14 protein-coding genes and 1 tRNA gene are annotated in these 17,343 nt (G+C 44.6%); 9 read left to right on the plus strand and 6 right to left on the minus strand.

The annotated features are described in order from the left end of the window. From QMY49_RS23055 to QMY49_RS23065, 3 genes are all read left to right on the plus strand, one after another. Positions 1–609: a thiol peroxidase gene (locus QMY49_RS23055; RefSeq protein WP_283314599.1), complete on the plus strand. Its 609-nt coding sequence runs from the start codon at positions 1–3 to the stop codon at positions 607–609. Between the two features lie 419 nt (positions 610–1,028). Continuing rightward, positions 1,029–1,724, plus strand: a complete 696-nt coding sequence (locus QMY49_RS23060; protein ID WP_009696026.1) for a response regulator transcription factor — start codon at positions 1,029–1,031, stop codon at positions 1,722–1,724. After that, the gene (locus tag QMY49_RS23065) at positions 1,721–2,905 is read left to right on the plus strand and encodes a sensor histidine kinase (RefSeq protein ID WP_283314601.1); all 1,185 of its coding nucleotides are present in this window, start codon (positions 1,721–1,723) and stop codon (positions 2,903–2,905) included. Before QMY49_RS23060 ends, QMY49_RS23065 begins: the two co-directional genes overlap by 4 nt. 290 nt (positions 2,906–3,195) lie before the next feature. Here the strand turns inward: QMY49_RS23065 and QMY49_RS23070 are convergent. Then, positions 3,196–3,286, minus strand: a tRNA-Ser gene (locus QMY49_RS23070). A 329-nt stretch (positions 3,287–3,615) separates the two neighbouring features. Here QMY49_RS23070 and QMY49_RS23075 point away from each other — a divergent pair. Then, positions 3,616–4,296 carry a MaoC family dehydratase gene (locus QMY49_RS23075; protein ID WP_005452183.1) on the plus strand — a complete coding sequence of 227 codons (681 nt, stop codon included), beginning with the start codon at positions 3,616–3,618 and terminating at the stop codon, positions 4,294–4,296. A 64-nt stretch (positions 4,297–4,360) separates the two neighbouring features. On the opposite strand, the gene QMY49_RS23080 is transcribed toward QMY49_RS23075, so the two are convergent. Next, on the minus strand, positions 4,361–5,188 hold the full coding sequence (locus tag QMY49_RS23080) for a phosphate ABC transporter substrate-binding protein (RefSeq protein ID WP_009696354.1): 828 nt from the start codon (positions 5,186–5,188) through the stop codon (positions 4,361–4,363). Positions 5,189–5,487: 299 nt separating this feature from the next. Here QMY49_RS23080 and QMY49_RS23085 point away from each other — a divergent pair, with 299 nt between their 5' ends. Beyond that, positions 5,488–5,844, plus strand: coding sequence for a DUF3024 domain-containing protein (locus tag QMY49_RS23085; RefSeq protein WP_005452180.1), 357 nt, complete (start codon positions 5,488–5,490; stop codon positions 5,842–5,844). Positions 5,845–5,882: 38 nt separating this feature from the next. Here the strand turns inward: QMY49_RS23085 and QMY49_RS23090 are convergent, their stop codons facing one another. Beyond that, the gene (locus QMY49_RS23090) at positions 5,883–6,677 is read right to left on the minus strand and encodes an AraC family transcriptional regulator (RefSeq protein ID WP_005452179.1); all 795 of its coding nucleotides are present in this window, start codon (positions 6,675–6,677) and stop codon (positions 5,883–5,885) included. 71 nt (positions 6,678–6,748) lie between these two features. Continuing rightward, on the minus strand, positions 6,749–8,752 hold the full coding sequence (rnb, locus tag QMY49_RS23095; protein WP_283314604.1) for an exoribonuclease II: 2,004 nt from the start codon (positions 8,750–8,752) through the stop codon (positions 6,749–6,751). Between the two features lie 379 nt (positions 8,753–9,131). Between rnb and QMY49_RS23100 the strand changes: the two genes are divergently transcribed. After that, positions 9,132–11,063 (plus strand): DEAD/DEAH box helicase, encoded by a 1,932-nt coding sequence (locus QMY49_RS23100; RefSeq protein ID WP_009696353.1) that lies wholly within the window; start codon positions 9,132–9,134, stop codon positions 11,061–11,063. 50 nt (positions 11,064–11,113) lie between these two features. Here the strand turns inward: QMY49_RS23100 and QMY49_RS23105 are convergent, their stop codons facing one another. After that, positions 11,114–12,652: a putative bifunctional diguanylate cyclase/phosphodiesterase gene (locus QMY49_RS23105; protein WP_017190904.1), complete on the minus strand. Its 1,539-nt coding sequence runs from the start codon at positions 12,650–12,652 to the stop codon at positions 11,114–11,116. Between the two features lie 363 nt (positions 12,653–13,015). On the opposite strand from QMY49_RS23105, the gene QMY49_RS23110 reads away from it, so the two are divergent. Then, positions 13,016–14,209 carry an acetate/propionate family kinase gene (locus QMY49_RS23110; RefSeq protein ID WP_009696351.1) on the plus strand — a complete coding sequence of 398 codons (1,194 nt, stop codon included), beginning with the start codon at positions 13,016–13,018 and terminating at the stop codon, positions 14,207–14,209. A gap of 97 nt (positions 14,210–14,306) precedes the next feature. Here the strand turns inward: QMY49_RS23110 and QMY49_RS23115 are convergent, their stop codons facing one another. Next, on the minus strand, positions 14,307–15,197 hold the full coding sequence (locus QMY49_RS23115; protein WP_005450182.1) for a LysR family transcriptional regulator: 891 nt from the start codon (positions 15,195–15,197) through the stop codon (positions 14,307–14,309). Positions 15,198–15,352: 155 nt separating this feature from the next. Here QMY49_RS23115 and QMY49_RS23120 point away from each other — a divergent pair, with 155 nt between their 5' ends. Both QMY49_RS23120 and QMY49_RS23125 read left to right on the plus strand, forming a co-directional pair. Then, entirely contained in the window at positions 15,353–15,751 is a 399-nt protein-coding gene (locus QMY49_RS23120) for a RidA family protein (protein ID WP_029790694.1), read from the plus strand. A gap of 94 nt (positions 15,752–15,845) precedes the next feature. Next, entirely contained in the window at positions 15,846–17,306 is a 1,461-nt protein-coding gene (locus QMY49_RS23125; protein WP_283314613.1) for an aldehyde dehydrogenase family protein, read from the plus strand. Positions 17,307–17,343 lie beyond the last annotated feature (37 nt).

The raw sequence follows: 17,343 nt of genomic DNA on the forward strand, positions 1-17,343 counted from the left end.
ATGAAATTGGCTACATTATTACTTACCGCTTTAGCTTCTGGTTCCGCGTTGGCTCAATTTATGACAAGCACTGACCACGCAAAGTTGGGGGCAGGCGAGATTGTCACACTCGAGAAAGAGAACACATTCAACCTGATTGGTGAGTCAGTAAAAGTTGGGCAATATATGCCTTCTGCTACTTTACTGACATCAGAACTGAATTCATACGATACCAGTGCTAAATCTGACAAAGTTAAGATTTATAGCGTGCTTGCTTCTGTCGATACACCAGTTTGCGTTCAACAAGCAATAGAGTTGTCAAAATACATCTCTGCGCACCAAAGTGAGCTTCAGGGTATTGAGTTTTATGCAGTGAGTGCAGATACGCCTTTTGCTCAGCAACGCTTTATCAAAGCCCATTCTCTTAAGAATGCTACTTACCTTTCAGACGCGGCTGAGCATGAGTTTGGTTTAAAAACAGGCTCTCAAATTGAAGAGCTAGGTTTGCTAACCCGAAGCATTGTAGTCACGGATAAAGACAATAAAATATTATTCGTACAACGCGTTCCTGAACTAACGACCATTCCAGATCTAGAAGCAGCGATCAACATCGCGAAACAACACATCTAGTTTTTACTCTTCTGTTGGTTACTTGGCAAAGGAATGCCAAGTTTCTTTAAAACTCTCAAATTAATTTTTCTGTTAATTCAGCATCTTCTCTCAATATCGAGTGCTTTTTCGTCGTGTGCTTACATTCGCTTAAAGAAAGTGAAACCTCACCTCTATACACTGCGCGGCAACCGCTGTTAGTCAATACAAGTAACAAATATGGCTTATACCCAAGCTACCTTGAGATGCTAGGTTCAGCGAGAATGACTTGGTTTGTAGACGCGGCAGTGATTCAAAGGTTTAGTGAGCCTAAATCAAGAATCGGCAATAAAGTATCCAAGCCAATACTCTGAATCCTCATCTTGAAGTCACGTAGGTATATATACTTTAAGTCATGACTTTTGAGTTTTAACCGAACGATAAATTTGGAGAACCATTCCATGCCAAACGTCATTATCGTAGAAGATGATCAGCAGTTGAGAGACATGCTGTGTTACTTTCTTTCTACTGTAGAGGGCTATGAGGTCAGTTGCCTTACGTCTGGTGAGAATGCCGTAGAACACATTGTGGAATTAAATCCTGAGCTAGTGTTACTCGATATTCAACTCCCTCATACGTCGGGGCTTTGCGTACTCAAGTCGTTGAGAGAGCAGGGGCATCACTACCCAGTAATTATGATGACTGCCAATGACAATGAAATCACAGAAACCAATGCTTTAGCACTAGGGGCGAATGATTACATTACCAAACCCATACGCACTAATGCTTTGCGAGAGCGAATCAAAAGACAAATCACACTAGCGAGGCACTATTCTCACGAGGTGCCAAGTATCGATGAACGCCCTTTTATACTTGAAAGAAAGGCGACATGTTTGCTCTACGAGCAGGTAAAGATTCCTTTAACGCCTTCAGAGTTTGAGCTGTTAGAAATTCTGTCTAAAGAGAGCCGACCGATTCCAGTACATGAATTATTTGAACAAATTCATGGCTTTTCTTATCACTGTGAAGATCGTTCGGTCTACATGCGAATTTCTTCTATCCGCAAAAAGCTAGCGTCGTTTCTTCCAGATATAGACTTGGTTAAAAACCGCCGCACGAAAGGTTTCTATTTGAACTATCCGGTTGTTGTAAGATGAAAACTTTTATCCTACAAATCTTTGCATCACTGCTGTTGGGGTATGCAGTCAGTGCTGGTCTGTCTAAATTGTTTATTCAAGATTACAAAAATGCATTAGAAGAGGCGTTTAACTTTCATCGTGTGGAGTTGGTTCTGAATGGTTTTGAGTCTCGCCCTCCCTTGGAAGAACAGAAAGATGCGATTTGGTTGTTTCAATGTGATGTCGCGACTGGTGAGCTACAACGCGTAGATGAAGATGAATACTCGCTGACGAGAAAATATCAAGATCGCCATATTCGAGCGACCTTTAATAGTACCGCTTATCAGAATGATCCCATCATCAAAAAGCTGATGTGGGTCGAATTGGCTGAAGACTTGATTCAGATTCTATGCACTTTACTGGTACTGGTTGTTTCACTGAGAACATGGACGAATGGCATTCAGTCTCTCCAGTATCTATCGAGTCGTTATGCCAAAGGTGACTTTAAGGCAAGAACCGATGTCGTTGGTCCGGAGGCGATCAAAACACTTATCAATAATCAACATCAGATGGCACAAGCTATCGACTCGTTGATGACAAGGCAAAAAATGATCTTTGCTGCTCTGCCTCATGATATACGAACTCCACTTTCTGCTATTCAACTTACGAGCGACATGATGGAAGAGGGAGGTGTGGACAATACCTTCTTGGTGAATCGTTTAGGGGCTCAGGTAAACAGCCTAAATACTCTGTGTGAATCGAGCTTACATCTCCTTAAAATCTTGAACAAAGAAGTCCCTTTACAACGAGAGTTCATCAGTTTTCAAGCTATTTTAGATCTTGCGTTAGAGGCTCAGGGGAGTGAGCGACAAATCAAACGTGCGAACACACAGCAACTTGTATTTACCGACAAGAGGGTACTTAAAGTATTGTTACTCAACATTCTCTCGAACGCGAGTCGTTACAGTCATTCTGAAATCGAAGTTGTATTTATGGCTTATCCAAACGTTGACGTTGTAAAGATCAGTGATGATGGCGATGGTTTTGAACCAGCCACGATTGAGGCTTTCAATAGTGGCAAGGTTAACGACGTTTCACCCAAAGATGGTTTTGGTATTGGTATGTTACTTATTTACGAGCTAGCGAATTACCTAAATGGGCGAGTTCTACTCTCTAACACCAACGCAGGTGGGCAAGTCATACTGATCATGAATCGCTGAATCGCTGAATCGCTGAATCGCAGGGAGTCTCGAATCTCTTCCCTAGCTGTCACACGGCAAATGTGACGGAGTTCGGGGACGCCTAGTTTGGGTTTGCATTCAAGGAGGGATTTAGTTTAATCCCTTTAAATCACTGAAATACGAAAAAGCCCGCTAATCTCTTAGCGGGCTTTTTACTGGAATGTGGCGGAGTGCTGGGGGCGCACACGACTAGGGATATAGAAATCCCGTAATTTTCCAAATGCTAAAACGACGAAAGCTCGTTGATTTCTCAACGAGCTTTCTAAATATGGCGGAGAGATAGGGATTTGAACCCTAGATACGCTATTAACGTATGCCGGTTTTCAAGACCGGTGCTTTCAACCACTCAGCCATCTCTCCGTTGCGGGACGTATAATAGGGGGAGGCATAAACGTTGTAAAGCATTGTTTTAATGAAAAAGAACTGTTTGCTTGTTTTGTGGTCACACCTATAGACGGATGAAGTCTGATGGAATGCTCAAAAGGGCGCTTGTTACAGTATTTTGTAGAGTATTTACTTTATGTTGTGGTTACTTAATAAAATAGTGTTTTATTGCTATCTTAATGAAAAGTAAGAATAAAATGACTTTGAGTAAACATGTGTTCGCCCGAAAGTGTTTGCAACATATTGTGAACTAATTCAAAATTAACTGGTATAGCCAGTTGTGCTGAATTTATCTAAGGGTTTTTATGAAAGTCACGAATCTATTTAAAGACAAAGTTGGTGCGATTTCTGCTCACCAATCAGAGTTTATGAATTGGATGTCTCCAACGCTACGCGATTACTGGAGTGACTTCTTAGGTCGAGCACAAAGCAGCTTCCTATTTTCTAAAGTTCGCGATCACCAGCAACCAGCGGTGAACGAAGAGGTGATTCCTCAACCTGAGCCAATCGTGCTAAAGCCTGAAGCGCAAGTTCTATTTAATGAGCTAAGCGAGAAGGTGGGTGAAGTGATCCATGTAGGTGATTGGGTTCACGTATCTCAAGAGCGCATTAATCAATTTGGTTCTGTAACCGAAGATATGCAATGGATTCATACAGATCCAGAGCGTGCGGCTTCTGAATCTCCATTCAAAACAACGATTGCACATGGCTTCCTAACGCTAGCGCTGTTGCCTAAGTTGACAGATTCTGTGGATCCAGAAAAACCAATGTTCCCAACAGCAAAACTAGTGGTGAACCTAGGTTTGAACCAAGTACGTTTCCCTTACCCAGTAAAAGCGGGCAACAACGTACGTGCATCAAGTACGCTAACTAAAATTACGCCAATTAAGAAAGGTCTTGAGATTGAGCGTGAAATCAAAGTAGAAATTGAAGGCGTACGTCGACCTGGTGCTGTAGTTGTTTCAGTGATTCAATTGCACTTCTAATCGAATTCAAAGATTCAAACGAAAAAGAGAGCCGAAATTGGCTCTCTTTTTTTGTGTCTGCGTTTTATTGATTAAAGCTTTTTACTGGGGTGTAGCCGTAATCTGCAATCGCTTTTTGACCTTGCTCCGATTTCAGGAACTTCACGAAGTCTTTACCTGCTTTATCTAAACCATCCACTTTGTACAAAACTAAGAATGGACGAGCGAGTTTGTAGCTGTGGTTAGCGATGTTAGTTGCGGTTGGGTCTGTACCTTCAAACTGAATGGCTTTTACAGAGCGATCAACCGAGCCTACCGAGATAAAACCAATAGCGTGTGGGTTATGGTTCACAATGGTTTTTACCATACTGTTGCTGTTTACCACCAAGTTGTTCGGATTGATGTCTGATACCAAACGGTCGTTGATGATCTTAGTGAGACCTAGCAAGCTTTCAAAGCTGTAACGAGAGCCAGAAGAGGCTTCACGCGTTACAACGGCGATAGGTTGGTCTAAGCCACCCACCTGTTTCCAGTTGTCGATTTTACCTTTGTAGATATTAAACAGTTGTTGTTCCGAAAGGTTAGTTACAGAGTTAGTGCGGTTAACGACAACAGCAAGACCATCATAAGCGATAGGGAATACGTTGAGATCTTCGCCTTTCTCGCTTTCTGTTAGATAACGTGAGCTCATTCCAATTTCAACCACGCCCTTGTTCACCATAGTGATACCAGCGCTTGATCCAATGCCCTGTACTGCAATGTAATCGTCAGGGTGCGTTTTATTATATTCTTCAGCCAGTACATCCATTACGCGTGCCACAGAGGTAGAACCTGAAATGTTGACTTCTTTTGCCATAGCAGAAGGAAGAGACAAAGCCATGGCTAGTAAGGTCGCCACAGAAAGACGTAACATATTTAACTCCAAATACGGTATAAAGCAGCGCTCATCATATTTCGTTCAGGTTACACTTTTGTGAATGGTCGTTGATATCCATAGCGAAAGATCGATTGCACTCACTTTAAGTTGATAACTATCAGTAATGTAGGATGAGTGGATTTTACTGATTTGAAACGAAAGAGGTGACACAGTTAGCTTTTCGGCATCAGATGGGGTGTTATTCTAGGTTTGAGCGGGCGCATGCCCCGATGGTGATTTCTGCCTCTCTCAGGCACTTGGGTATATACTAAGAACAACATATCAGGAGTACGCTCATGTCCGTGTCTCAAATGGCGACCAGTCGCTTGCACAAGTTGGTTCAAACGCTCTGCGCTAGGCGTAATGTCAATTTGCCAGTAGAAGCGATAGGGAAGTGTTTATACGAGCCCATAGAGAACGGTGTAGAGCTTTATCACGCACACTTCTTACTTGATTCACAACACAGTGAATACACGTCTCCCATCGCTAAAATTCTATTTGATGCCAACACTCAACTTTGGTGTTTCTATGTGCCTACATATCGTGGAGAGGAGTTGATGTGGGTGCCTTATGAAAAGCTACCAAGTAGTGAAACGCTTGAGGTGCTTCTCGCCGAATTAGAAAGCGATCCTCAAGCGTGTTTCTGGGATTAACAGATTTCTTTATCTGCTAATGCGTAACGTACCAAGCGTTACTTTGCGATTTGGCTACGAAATTCTTTTGGTGTAATGCTATAAATCGATTTAAACGCAGTACTAAAGTGTGCGGCGCTCTTAAAGCCGGATTCAAATGCAATTTGAGTAATCGACTTTTGTGACACTCGCAGTTGTGTTGCTGCGTGGTTGATGCGTTTCACCTTCAAAATGTGCGAGAACGAAAGGTTTTCTGCTGCTAGTCTGCGTTTCAATGTCGCGATAGACATGCTCATGTGTGTTGCTAGCGCTTCCAACGTGATGTCTTTCTCGATGTTCTTTTCAATGTACTTAATTGCCTTCTGAGAGGCAGTGAGACTGCTTGCGTCATCAATGATCGATAAGATGTCCGGCTGTACTTCAACCATCAGTGATAACAAGGAAAGCGCAATATGACCTTGGGCGTATTGTGGCGCTTTATTGTCTGCTAACTGAATTAACGTGTCTTTAAGCTTTACAATTGATGATTGGCTTTCTGAAGAGAAAGGGTAGAAGCGACGCTCTTCTGTCTCTGACTGTACGCCTGGATGCGTAGATTTAAACTCGCTAAACAAGCCAATATCAAACACAAGCGCGAGTGCTTTAAACACTCCGGGCTTAGCTTCAGCGCTGCGTAGGTCTGCAGAATTATATAGAGTGAAGTCTCCTGCATTTAATTCAATTTGCTCACCACTTGGTTGGTTAATGATGAGTGAGCCTTCTTCAACAACATATAAGCCATTGTGAGTGGCGGTGTAGCGTTCACTTTTGCGGGCAGTGAAGTGATTAAAGCGAATGATCTCAATGTTCGGCATATTCGTTCTTATCTTTTTGCATGACATATAAAAAAGGCGCTCCATTGAGCGCCTTTAAACTTCAATCGGTATTATTCACTCACAGTTTCTTCTGTTTGTGGCGCTGGTTTATCAGCGAATACCTGGGTCGGCTTTGCAACGATGCTGCGGTTCTCTTGGTTCACGTCTGCTAGAACGATTTCCAATGTATCACCTAACTTGTATACCACTTCTTTATCGATAGAAATGGTACCGTTGTCGCCGTTACACTCAATTCTTTCTTTATTATCAAGAATCAAGCTACCAGGAATAAAGGCTGCTGCGCCATTTTCGAGAAGTCGAACACGTGCTCCGGCACGATTAATATCGAAAATCTCACCTGTGAAACACGTTTGCTTGTTCGGCTCGTCTGCAAGAGTGCGTGCGTATAGCCAATCAGACACGTTTCGCTCGGCAATTTTGTGGTGTTTACGGTGTAGAGCTAGCTCTTCGCCCACTTCATCGTCTGGCTTTTGAACCGGTTCTTTGTTCAAAATCACGGCTTTCAGCATGCGGTGGTTGATCATGTCACCGTATTTACGAATTGGTGAAGTCCAAGTTGCGTAGATATCAAGACCCATTGCGTAGTGAGGAAGAGGTTGATTGCCCACTTCGCTGTACGTTTGGAACTTACGGATACGGTTATCTAGGTAAGAAGTCTCTTGCTCACCCAACCAACGGCGAAGCGCTGCGAAGCCTTCTAGTGTTGCGATAGATTCAGCAGTGAACTCTAATGCGCCTTCTGGGTTTACCAGTTCAACCACTTCTTCAATCTTCTCTGTTTTGAAGCCTGCATGCGTATTGAATACACCAGTTTCGAACTTTTCACGTAGCGTACGACCCGCACAGATGTTTGCTGTGATCATAGATTCTTCAACTAGGCGGTTTGCGCTGCGACGCATGTCAGCATGGATTGCAACAACGTCGTTGTCTTCGCTTAGTTCGAAGCGGTAGTCAGGGCGATCTGGGAATACCACGGCATTCTTTTCACGCCATTCAGCACGAGCGCGAGAGAAGTCGAATAGGTCGCGTACGATAGTCGCGATCTCTTCCGACGGTTGCCATACGTCTGAACTGCCGTTTTCTAACCAGTCTGATACGTGATCGTAAGCTAGGCGAGCGTGTGATTTAATGTTCGCTGCAAAGAAGTTGATGTCATCACCAATCACGCCTTCTTTATTTACTGTCACTGTGCAGCAGATAGCAGGGCGGATTTCCCCTTCAATTAGAGAACATAGGTTGTCCGCTAGATCACGAGGTAGCATTGGGATGTTACGACCTGGTAAGTAGATAGTGTAGCCACGTTCACGCGCCACTTTATCCATATCATCTTCAGGTGTGATGTACGCTGTTGGGTCTGCGATTGCGATAGTCAGTTCGAAATCACCAGATTCTGTTTTCTTCGCGTAAAGTGCATCATCCATATCTTTGGTTGATTCACCATCGATAGTTACGAAAGGAACATGCGTCATGTCTACGCGTTCTAGATCGGCGTCGTCTTTCAGTTCCCAGTTCTCGATGCCTGCTGGCTCAGAGTTTGGTAGATCATTCTGAGCAAGCGTTACCCACCAAGGCGCGATCTTGTCATTTGAATCGGTTATCTTCTCCGAAATTTCTACGAAGAAAGTGTTATCACCTTTAAGTGGGTGACGAATAAGATGCGCGACAACCCAGTCACCTTCAGCAAATTCATCAGGTTTTAGACCTTTCTTTAGTTTTGCTTTAAGAGAAAGCTTTTTAAGCTGTGGGTGATCAGGAGCTACGTTTAGCTTGCCTTTGAACATTTTTACTCGACCAATAAAGCGAGTTACGGCTTGTTCTAGCAGTTCTTGTGGTTCTGCGACTTCACGTTCGTTTTCAGTGCGGATGATGGCAACGACTTTGTCGCCGTGCATGCACTTTTTCATATACGCAGGTGGGATGAAGAAGCTGGTTTTACTGTCCACTTCCAGGAAGCCAAAGCCTTTATCGGTTGCTTTGATTGAGCCTTCTTTTTTAGGCAGGTTTTCTTGGATTTGCTGCTTAAGCTGAGCTAATAGCGGGTTATCTTGAAACATCTTTTCTTAACTTACCGTTGGAATTGGGCACACTATAATCATTGCGCACGATTATTACTACCTAAAGCACAGAAATTCGCTGTGAATTATTGATGAATTGAACAGCTTGTTGGTGCTTTTCTCTCCGGAGAATGGGGGGAGAGGTGGAAATTTATGCGAATAATACCATTAGTGAGAATAAATTGTGATGTAATTCAATTTTTTCTAGCTTTTTTTATGCATTTAAGGAATAATCCGCCTCCCTTAGTCGTCCCTAATGGCTTATCGCGGTTGTGTACTGTACTAGCTCCTGTCTGAACGGATTTAGTAATTGGATGGATCAGTATCGAATTGGAAGAGCATATGGGACTGTTTTTTTGTTTAATTAAGTAGGATCCCAATGCAAGATTCTGTTATTCAATTCAGCGATTTATCTCTGAATGATTCTATCCTTTCTGCTCTAGACGGAATGGGTTTCGTGTCACCAACTCCAATTCAGGCTGCGGCAATCCCACACCTGTTGGAAGGTGCTGACGCGCTGGGTAAAGCACAGACGGGTACAGGTAAAACGGCAGCATTCTCTCTGCCTCTTCTAAACAAGCTTGATCTTGACCAACGTAAACCACAAGCAATCGTACTTGCTCCAACACGTGAGCTAGCGATTCAGGTTGCGGCTGAGATGAAGAACCTTGGTAAAAACATCAAGGGTCTTAAAGTTTTAGAAATCTACGGTGGTGCATCTATCGTAGATCAAATGCGTGCACTTAAAAACGGTGCACACGTAGTAGTTGGTACTCCTGGTCGTGTACAAGACCTTATCAACCGTGAACGTCTGCATCTAGACGAAGTTAGCACTTTCGTACTTGATGAAGCGGACGAAATGCTAAACATGGGTTTCGTGGACGACGTAACTGCAATCATGGAGCACGCTCCGGAATCTGCACAGCGCGTTCTTTTCTCTGCAACTATGCCTCCAATGCTTAAAAACATTGTTGAGCGTTTCCTACGTGATCCTGTAACTATCGACGTTGCTGGTAAAAACCACACTGTAGACAAAGTTCAACAACAGTTCTGGGTTGTGAAGGGTGTAGAGAAAGATGAAGCTATGTCTCGTCTTCTTGAAACTGAAGAAACTGACGCGTCAATCGTATTCGTACGTACTCGTCAAGACACTGAGCGTCTAGCTGATTGGCTATCTGCACGTGGCTTTAAAGCTGCTGCACTACACGGTGATATTCCTCAGTCTCTACGTGAACGTACTGTTGATCACATCAAACAAGGTGTTATCGATATCCTAGTTGCAACTGACGTTGTTGCACGTGGTCTTGATGTTCCACGTATTACTCACGTATTTAACTACGACATCCCATTCGATGTTGAGTCTTACATCCACCGCATCGGTCGTACTGGTCGTGCTGGACGTAAAGGTAAAGCGATCCTTCTAGTTCGCACTAACCAAATTCGTATGCTTCGCACTATCGAGCGCGTAACTAAGTCATCTATGGAAGAAATCCAACTTCCTCTACGTGACCAAGTTGCAGAAGCTCGTCTAAACAAGCTAGCGGCTGAACTGGAAGCAGAGAAAGAGCACAAAGCTCTAGACAAGTTCGCAGAGCTTGTTGAGAAGCTACAAACTTCTCTAGAAATCGACCCAACAATGCTTGCTGCAATGCTTCTTAAGCGTCAGCAAGGTAAACGCCCGCTATTCTACATTGGCGAAGACCCAATGATTGAAGCGATTGAGCGTGACAAGCAACGTCGTAAAGAGCGCCGTGAAGGTGGTCGTGACGGTGGTCGCAACTTCAACAACCAAGACTGGGATACTTACCAGCTTCAAGTTGGTCGCGAGCAAGGCGTTCAAGTTAAAGACATCGTTGGTGCTCTTGCAAACGAACTAGGTCTAGGTAAAGGCTCTATCGGTGCAATCAAGCTAGCACAAGGTCATACATTCGTTCAGCTACCTAAAGCAATGACTTCAGATGCTGCGAACAAGCTAAGCAAGCTACGTATCCGTCAACAAGATGTTGGTGCTGTAGTATGTGACTTCGATGACTTCCGTGAGTCTCGTGGTGGTCGCCGTGACGGTGGTCGTCGCGATGGCGGTCGTCGTGATGGCGGCGGTTACCGTGGCAACCGTGACGGCAACCGCGAAGGTGGTCGTCGTGAAGGCGGTCGTCGCGAAGGTGGCTTCCGTGGTAACCGTGACGGCAACCGCGATGGTAACCGTGAAGGTGGCGAACGTCGTTTCGATCGTAACCGTGGTGGTGACCACCGTGGTGCACACCGTGGTGAACGTGGTCACGGCCGTGGTCGTCGCTCACAAGAAGCATAATTGCTTAATCACTAGATAAATTTAAAAACCGAGCTAAGTGCTCGGTTTTTTTATGCGCGTCGAATGCGGCTTTGCTCTTCGTCATGGGTGTTTACCCAACTTATCACTTCGTTTAACGGTAGTGCAGGGCAGAATAAGTAGCCTTGGATGATGTCACAGCCTCGACTACGTAAGAAGTGAAGCGTATCCATGTCTTGGACTCCCTCTGCAACCACTGAATACCCAAGACCGTGTGCGAGCGCAATGGTGTTCTCCACAATCGAACGAGTGCCTTCAGTCTTACTTGCTGTACAAAGGAAAGAGCGGTCAATCTTAATTTGATCGACAGGCAAGTCGCGCAGTAAAGACAAGGAAGAGTAGCCTGTACCAAAATCATCCAAGCTGATTTTTATACCCAGTCCTTTGATTTGGTGAATGAGAGGGTTGAGTTCCCGAACTCTGTCAATAGCCATGGTCTCTGTGATTTCAAGACTGATCATATCGGCGAAGTGCGGATTGTCTGACAGCATCTTATCTAGTCTAGAAAACAAGCGGTTAGAAGAGAGATCCTTAGCCGATAAGTTAACGTGTACAGGTAGGTTTATTCCTTGTTCGCTCATAGTGTGCAAATCTTTTTCAACTTGGTTGAGCACCCACATGGTGATGCTATGCACTTGATTACTTCTTTCGGCAATAGGAATAAAATCATTTGGGGATATATTTTTTCCATTACTATCGCGCCAGCGGATGACGGCTTCAAAGCCCACAGCAAGGTTAGAGCGCGCATCAATTAATGGCTGGTAGTAGAGCTGGAACTCTTCTTTGTCTAATGCACACTGGATGCGTGAGGAGATTTCGAGCTGGTACTTCGCGCCAACGTTCATGTCTTCATTGTAGAACGCCATCAATTGCCCATTGCGTTTTGCGTGATACATGGCGATATCCGCAAATTTGATGAGAAGATCGTTTGATTCTGCATCGCTCGGATAAGTGCTTAAGCCGAATACAACACGTGATGACACTTGAAACTCATCAAGATGGAAGCGTTGAGCCATCGCATGGTCTAACTTTTCTATCAATGCAGTGCCAGTGTGATCACAAGCACATGAAGTGAGGATCACAAATTCGTCACCGCCTACACGAAAGAGGCGGTCTTCTCCTGCCAGTTCTTCTTGTAACCTTTGACCGATTTGAATCAATAGTTGATCACCGCAGAAGTGTCCCATGGCGTCGTTAATTTGTTTGAAGTTAACGACATCAAATAAGATGACAGAGAAGGGGATTCCTTGTTGAACTCGGTTGTCTATCGATTCTAAGCAGTATTTGCGATTGGGCAGACCAGTTAATGAATCATGAACAGCATTGTGCTTCTCGCGTTCAGCGATTTCGTGAAGTTCTAAAATCGAATCATTGCTCCATTTAATCATCAAAACGATGAATATGCTGCCGCCAAGCAACAGTAGAGCGACTCCCGTTTCGAGTAAAGAAGCGGCAGGTTTATGGATGATTTCGTTAAGAAAAGCCGCATAAGCAAATATGAACCCGGTGATCAAAATCAACAGAACTATCCAACCAGGAACGTCTGTTTTCGAGCAAATATTTCTTGTCATCTGCCATCCCCAGCAGAGTAACATGAGACCTATGATGACCAATACAAAGGCAAAAGTAGGCACGTTATCATTCTGACCTATTGATAGGTTTGTTAATTTTCATTCCCCAATAAACAACGTAGCTCATACTTTAGGTTTTGTACAAATATGAGTATTCATACATTTGTTGTAACAACACATATTTTTTAGTCTTCAAATAAAATTCAAACTTGTCGTAGATCAACAAAAAATGTTCAACTAATTAAGTAATGCTAAAAGATAGTTGAAAGATTAAAAAATTATTGAATAATAGAAAGCACAAACAAGAAGTACGCAGCGCGGAAGCGCAATTACAACCTCTGCTCCACAACAGGAAACTATTTCATGTCTAATTCGTTTGTACTGGTGATCAACTCTGGTAGCTCATCACTAAAATTTGCAGTAATCGACTCTCAATCTGGCGATGCTGTGCTAAGTGGTCTGGGCGAATGCTTTGGTCTATCAGACGCTCGTATGAGCTGGAAATTCAACGGTGAGAAATTTGAGTACGCTATTCAAGGCGATGAGAATCACCATCAACTTGCAGTAGCAAAACTAGTTGAGTTAGTAAAAGAGTACAAATTAATTGAAGATGTTGTTGCTGTTGGTCACCGAGTGGTTCACGGCGGTGAGAAGTTTACCAAAACGGTCCGTTTAGATGAGTCTGTTATTGCAGACGTAGAAGCGCTAAGTGATTTGGCTCCTCTACATAACCTTGCTCATGCGATTGGTATGCGTGCTTCAATGGCGGCATTCCCTGAGCTACCTCAGTTTGCTGTGTTTGATACTGCTTTCCACCAAACAATGCCTGCAAAAGCTTACACTGGTGCAATTGCGAAAGAGCTTTACTCAGACTTCGGCATCCGTCGTTACGGCTTCCACGGTACTAGCCACTACTTTGTAAGTCGCGAAGCTGCGAAGATGATTAACAAGCCGGTTGAAGAATCGAGCTTCATCTCTGTTCACCTTGGTAACGGTGCTTCTGTTTGTGCAATCAACAACGGCGAATCTGTAGATACGTCTATGGGTTTCACGCCACTGTCTGGTCTAATGATGGGTACACGTTGTGGTGACCTTGACCCAGGCATCATTGAGTACCTACTGAAGAAAGGTTGGTCTCAAGAGAAAGTGTTCAACTCATTGAACAAAGCTTCTGGCTTCTTAGGTGTTTCTGGTCTAACAAGCGATGCTCGCGGTATTTTGGAAGCGATGGAAGAAGGTCACGAAGGCGCTGCTCTAGCATTCCAAGTATTCACATACCGTGTGTCTAAATACATCGCGTCTTACCTTGCTGCTCTTGATTCATTCGACGGCATCATCTTCACTGGCGGTATTGGCGAAAACTCTATGCCAATTCGTCGCGAAATCCTAAACAACCTAAAACTTCTAGGTTTTGTTGAAGATGTGAAAGGTAATGAAGATGCACGATTTGGTAACGCAGGTGTTGTTGCTACATCTGAGTTACTTGGTGCGAAAGCGCTAGTTATTCCTACCAATGAAGAGTGGGTTATCGCTCAACAATCGGTGGAACTGCTGTAAAACAGCAAAAATTTTGGGAACTAAGTCAAAGCCCTTTCCGGTTGGAAAGGGCTTTTTTCGTCTTGGAGAGAGGCGAGTAACGATTTTATCGATATTGTTACTCCTCATTCCCTTGGTAGTTTAAGTATTGAATGCACAGCTCATGGAAAGCTTTAGCTTGAGGCGATATTGTTCGGTCCGTTAAGGTAAAGATTCCCACCTGCCTTTTCAAAGGTGGATCAATAAGCGGAATCCAAACTAATCGAGTTTCATTGGTTGGGAAAGCTAACTTTGGCAAGGTGGTGACACCAATACCGAGCTCAAGGACTGAGAACAAAGACGTAATGTTCTCCACGGAATACAAAGCTTGTTCACTTAGCGCGCGTGCAGGAGTGGGATCGAGTAGGGTACAAGTCCCGTTTCGAATAAAAGGTTGTTCCAACAGCGTTTGCCACTCGATTCCTTCTGGATGCTGAGCAATAGGGTTATCCTTCAAACACACTACACCAATGGGATCAGAGATTAACGGAGTAAACTCGATACCGCCTTCGTCCAAGTGTGATGGGTTACCCAACGCTAAATCCACTTCGCCTGATAACAAACGCGCTTCGACGCCAGCGGCGTTATCATCAATTAGGCTGACTTCTACATTCGGGTATCGTTCACAGAATGCGCCGAGCACACTGGGAATCAGCTTGGCAGCAACAGAAGGAACGCTGGCGATGCGTACCCGCCCTTGCTGCCCTGCGGCGGCGGCTTTCAAGTCATTATCCAGTGCGTTATAGATGTTGAGAAACTGAATGATCTTAGGCAGGCAGATCTCGCCGAAAGGTGTGAGTTTGGATTTATTTCCAGATTCAAATAGGCTCTGACCAAGTATCTTTTCTAGTTCTTTTATGGATGTCGACAGTGCTGCTTGAGAGCGATTTGCTCTATGTGAAGCGGCTCGAAAACCACCTTCCTCGACCACCATCACAAAATGCTTTAATTGTTGAAGCTTGATACTCACGGCGAAACCTCTGCAATCCCTTTATTTACCTTAGTTTTAATAAGGTGATAGATTTTTCTTATCAAATGTAAAAAATTTACCGTTCGATTTATCGCCTGTCAATGTGCAGTATTTAACTATCTTGAAACAAGGTTGTTACAAAGGTTGAAAGGCACGTGAATACTTCTACGAAAAAATACCCAGTCAAAACCGCATTGTTTGCCTCTAAAGCGCCGCTGGAATGGGCAATTATTAACAATGGTACTTTATACACCGCGCAAATCCCGATTGATGATACCGGAGCTGTCGTGGAAGGCGGTATCGAAGCGCAAACTCGTCAAACCTTTAATAATCTCGTTCACACGCTGGAGTGTGCAGGGGAGTCTTTAGATTCTGTTCTGCAAGTGCTGATTTATGTGACGGATCGTGAGTACTTAAAAACGGTTAACCAAGTCTACGCTGAGTATTTTGACGCACCTTACCCTAATCGTGCCGCTATGGTTGTGGCAGGACTAGCGCGTGAAGAGATGCTGGTGGAGTTTGTGGTGTACGCATCAGCGAGTCAGCCAGAGTAAAGAATAATAATCAAAGCCTCATCACCGGGCTTTGTTAGTGAGATCAGTGAGCTGGTGGCGATCACCAGACGTCAGGAAGAATAAGGACAGAGCAATGACTTCTATTAATAATGTTCAAGCAGAGAAATCTCTCTACATTGCAGGCGAATGGCAATCTGGTACTAATACGGTTGCGAACATTAACCCTTCAGACATCAGTGAGAACTTGGGCGATTTTGCTCAGGCGAGTGAAGGTCAAGTAGAGCAAGCCATTCAAGCTGCCAAAGTTGCGCAGCCAGAGTGGGAAAAAACGCCGATTGAGCGCAAACAAGCGGTTTTGCAGGCCATTGGTGATGAGCTGATTGCTCGTTGTGATGAGCTTGGCACGCTGCTTTCACGTGAAGAAGGTAAACCTTTTGCTGAAGGTCGCGGTGAAATCTACCGTGCTGGTCAATTCTTCCAATATTTCGCGGCGGAAGTGCTGCGTCAAATTGGCGATAACGCAGCTTCTGTCCGTCCAGGCGTTTCCGTTGAGGTCACTCGTGAAGCCGTCGGCGTTATCGCCATTATCTCTCCTTGGAACTTCCCAACCGCTACGGCTGCATGGAAAATCGCGCCTGCACTTGCTTTTGGTAATAGCGTCGTGTGGAAGCCCGCTAACCTAACGCCTGCTAGTGCGGTTGCACTGACGGAGATTATCCATCGTCAAGGCTTACCAGCAGGCACGTTCAACCTTGTGTTGGGTAGTGGCTCGCAAGTGGGTAACACGCTTATCAACTCGAAAGGCGTAAATGGTGTGAGCTTTACTGGCTCTGTTGATACCGGACGCAAAGTAGCGGCAGCAACGGCACCGAATTTTGTTCGCTGCCAGTTAGAGATGGGCAGTAAGAACGCACTTGTGGTTGCTGATGATGCAGACATTCAAATTGCCGTTGAAGCGACCATTGCAGGCTCTTTCTCTGGCGCAGGCCAGAAGTGTACCGCGTCTTCTCGTCTGGTCGTCATGGATGGCATTCACGATGCCTACGTGGAAGCACTGATCAAACGAATGAGCGAGCTTAAAGTCGGTCACGCTTTAGAAGAAGGCGTTTTCATGGGACCTGTTGTGGATGGAAACCAATTGAATGCCAACTTTGAATGGATTGAGAAAGCACGTCAAAGTGGTGCGGAGTTAGCGTTCGGTGGCGAGCGCTTGAACTTAGAGCATGACGGTTTCTACATGTCGCCAACTCTTTTCCTCAATACGCAAAACAGTTGGGAAGTGAACCAAGAAGAAGTGTTTGCGCCAATGGCAAGCGTGATTCGAGTTTCTGACTTGGACGAAGCCATTGCTGTAGCAAACGATACTCGCTTTGGGTTGACGGGCGGCATCATCACGCAAAGCCTCCGTAATAGCGCCATCTTCAAACAACAAGCTCAAACTGGTTGTGTCATGGTCAACCTACCAACCGCAGGAACGGATTATCACGTGCCGTTTGGTGGTCGTAAAGAGTCGAGCTTTGGTCCACGCGAGCAAGGTCAATACGCAAAAGAATTCTACACCGTGGTGAAAACCGCTTATCAACGTCCTTACTAAGTGAAATAGGGCAGCCGAGCATTCCGCTGCCCAACCT

Origin of the sequence: Vibrio harveyi (genome assembly GCF_030060435.1) — a bacterium.
GTDB lineage: Bacteria > Pseudomonadota > Gammaproteobacteria > Enterobacterales > Vibrionaceae > Vibrio > Vibrio harveyi.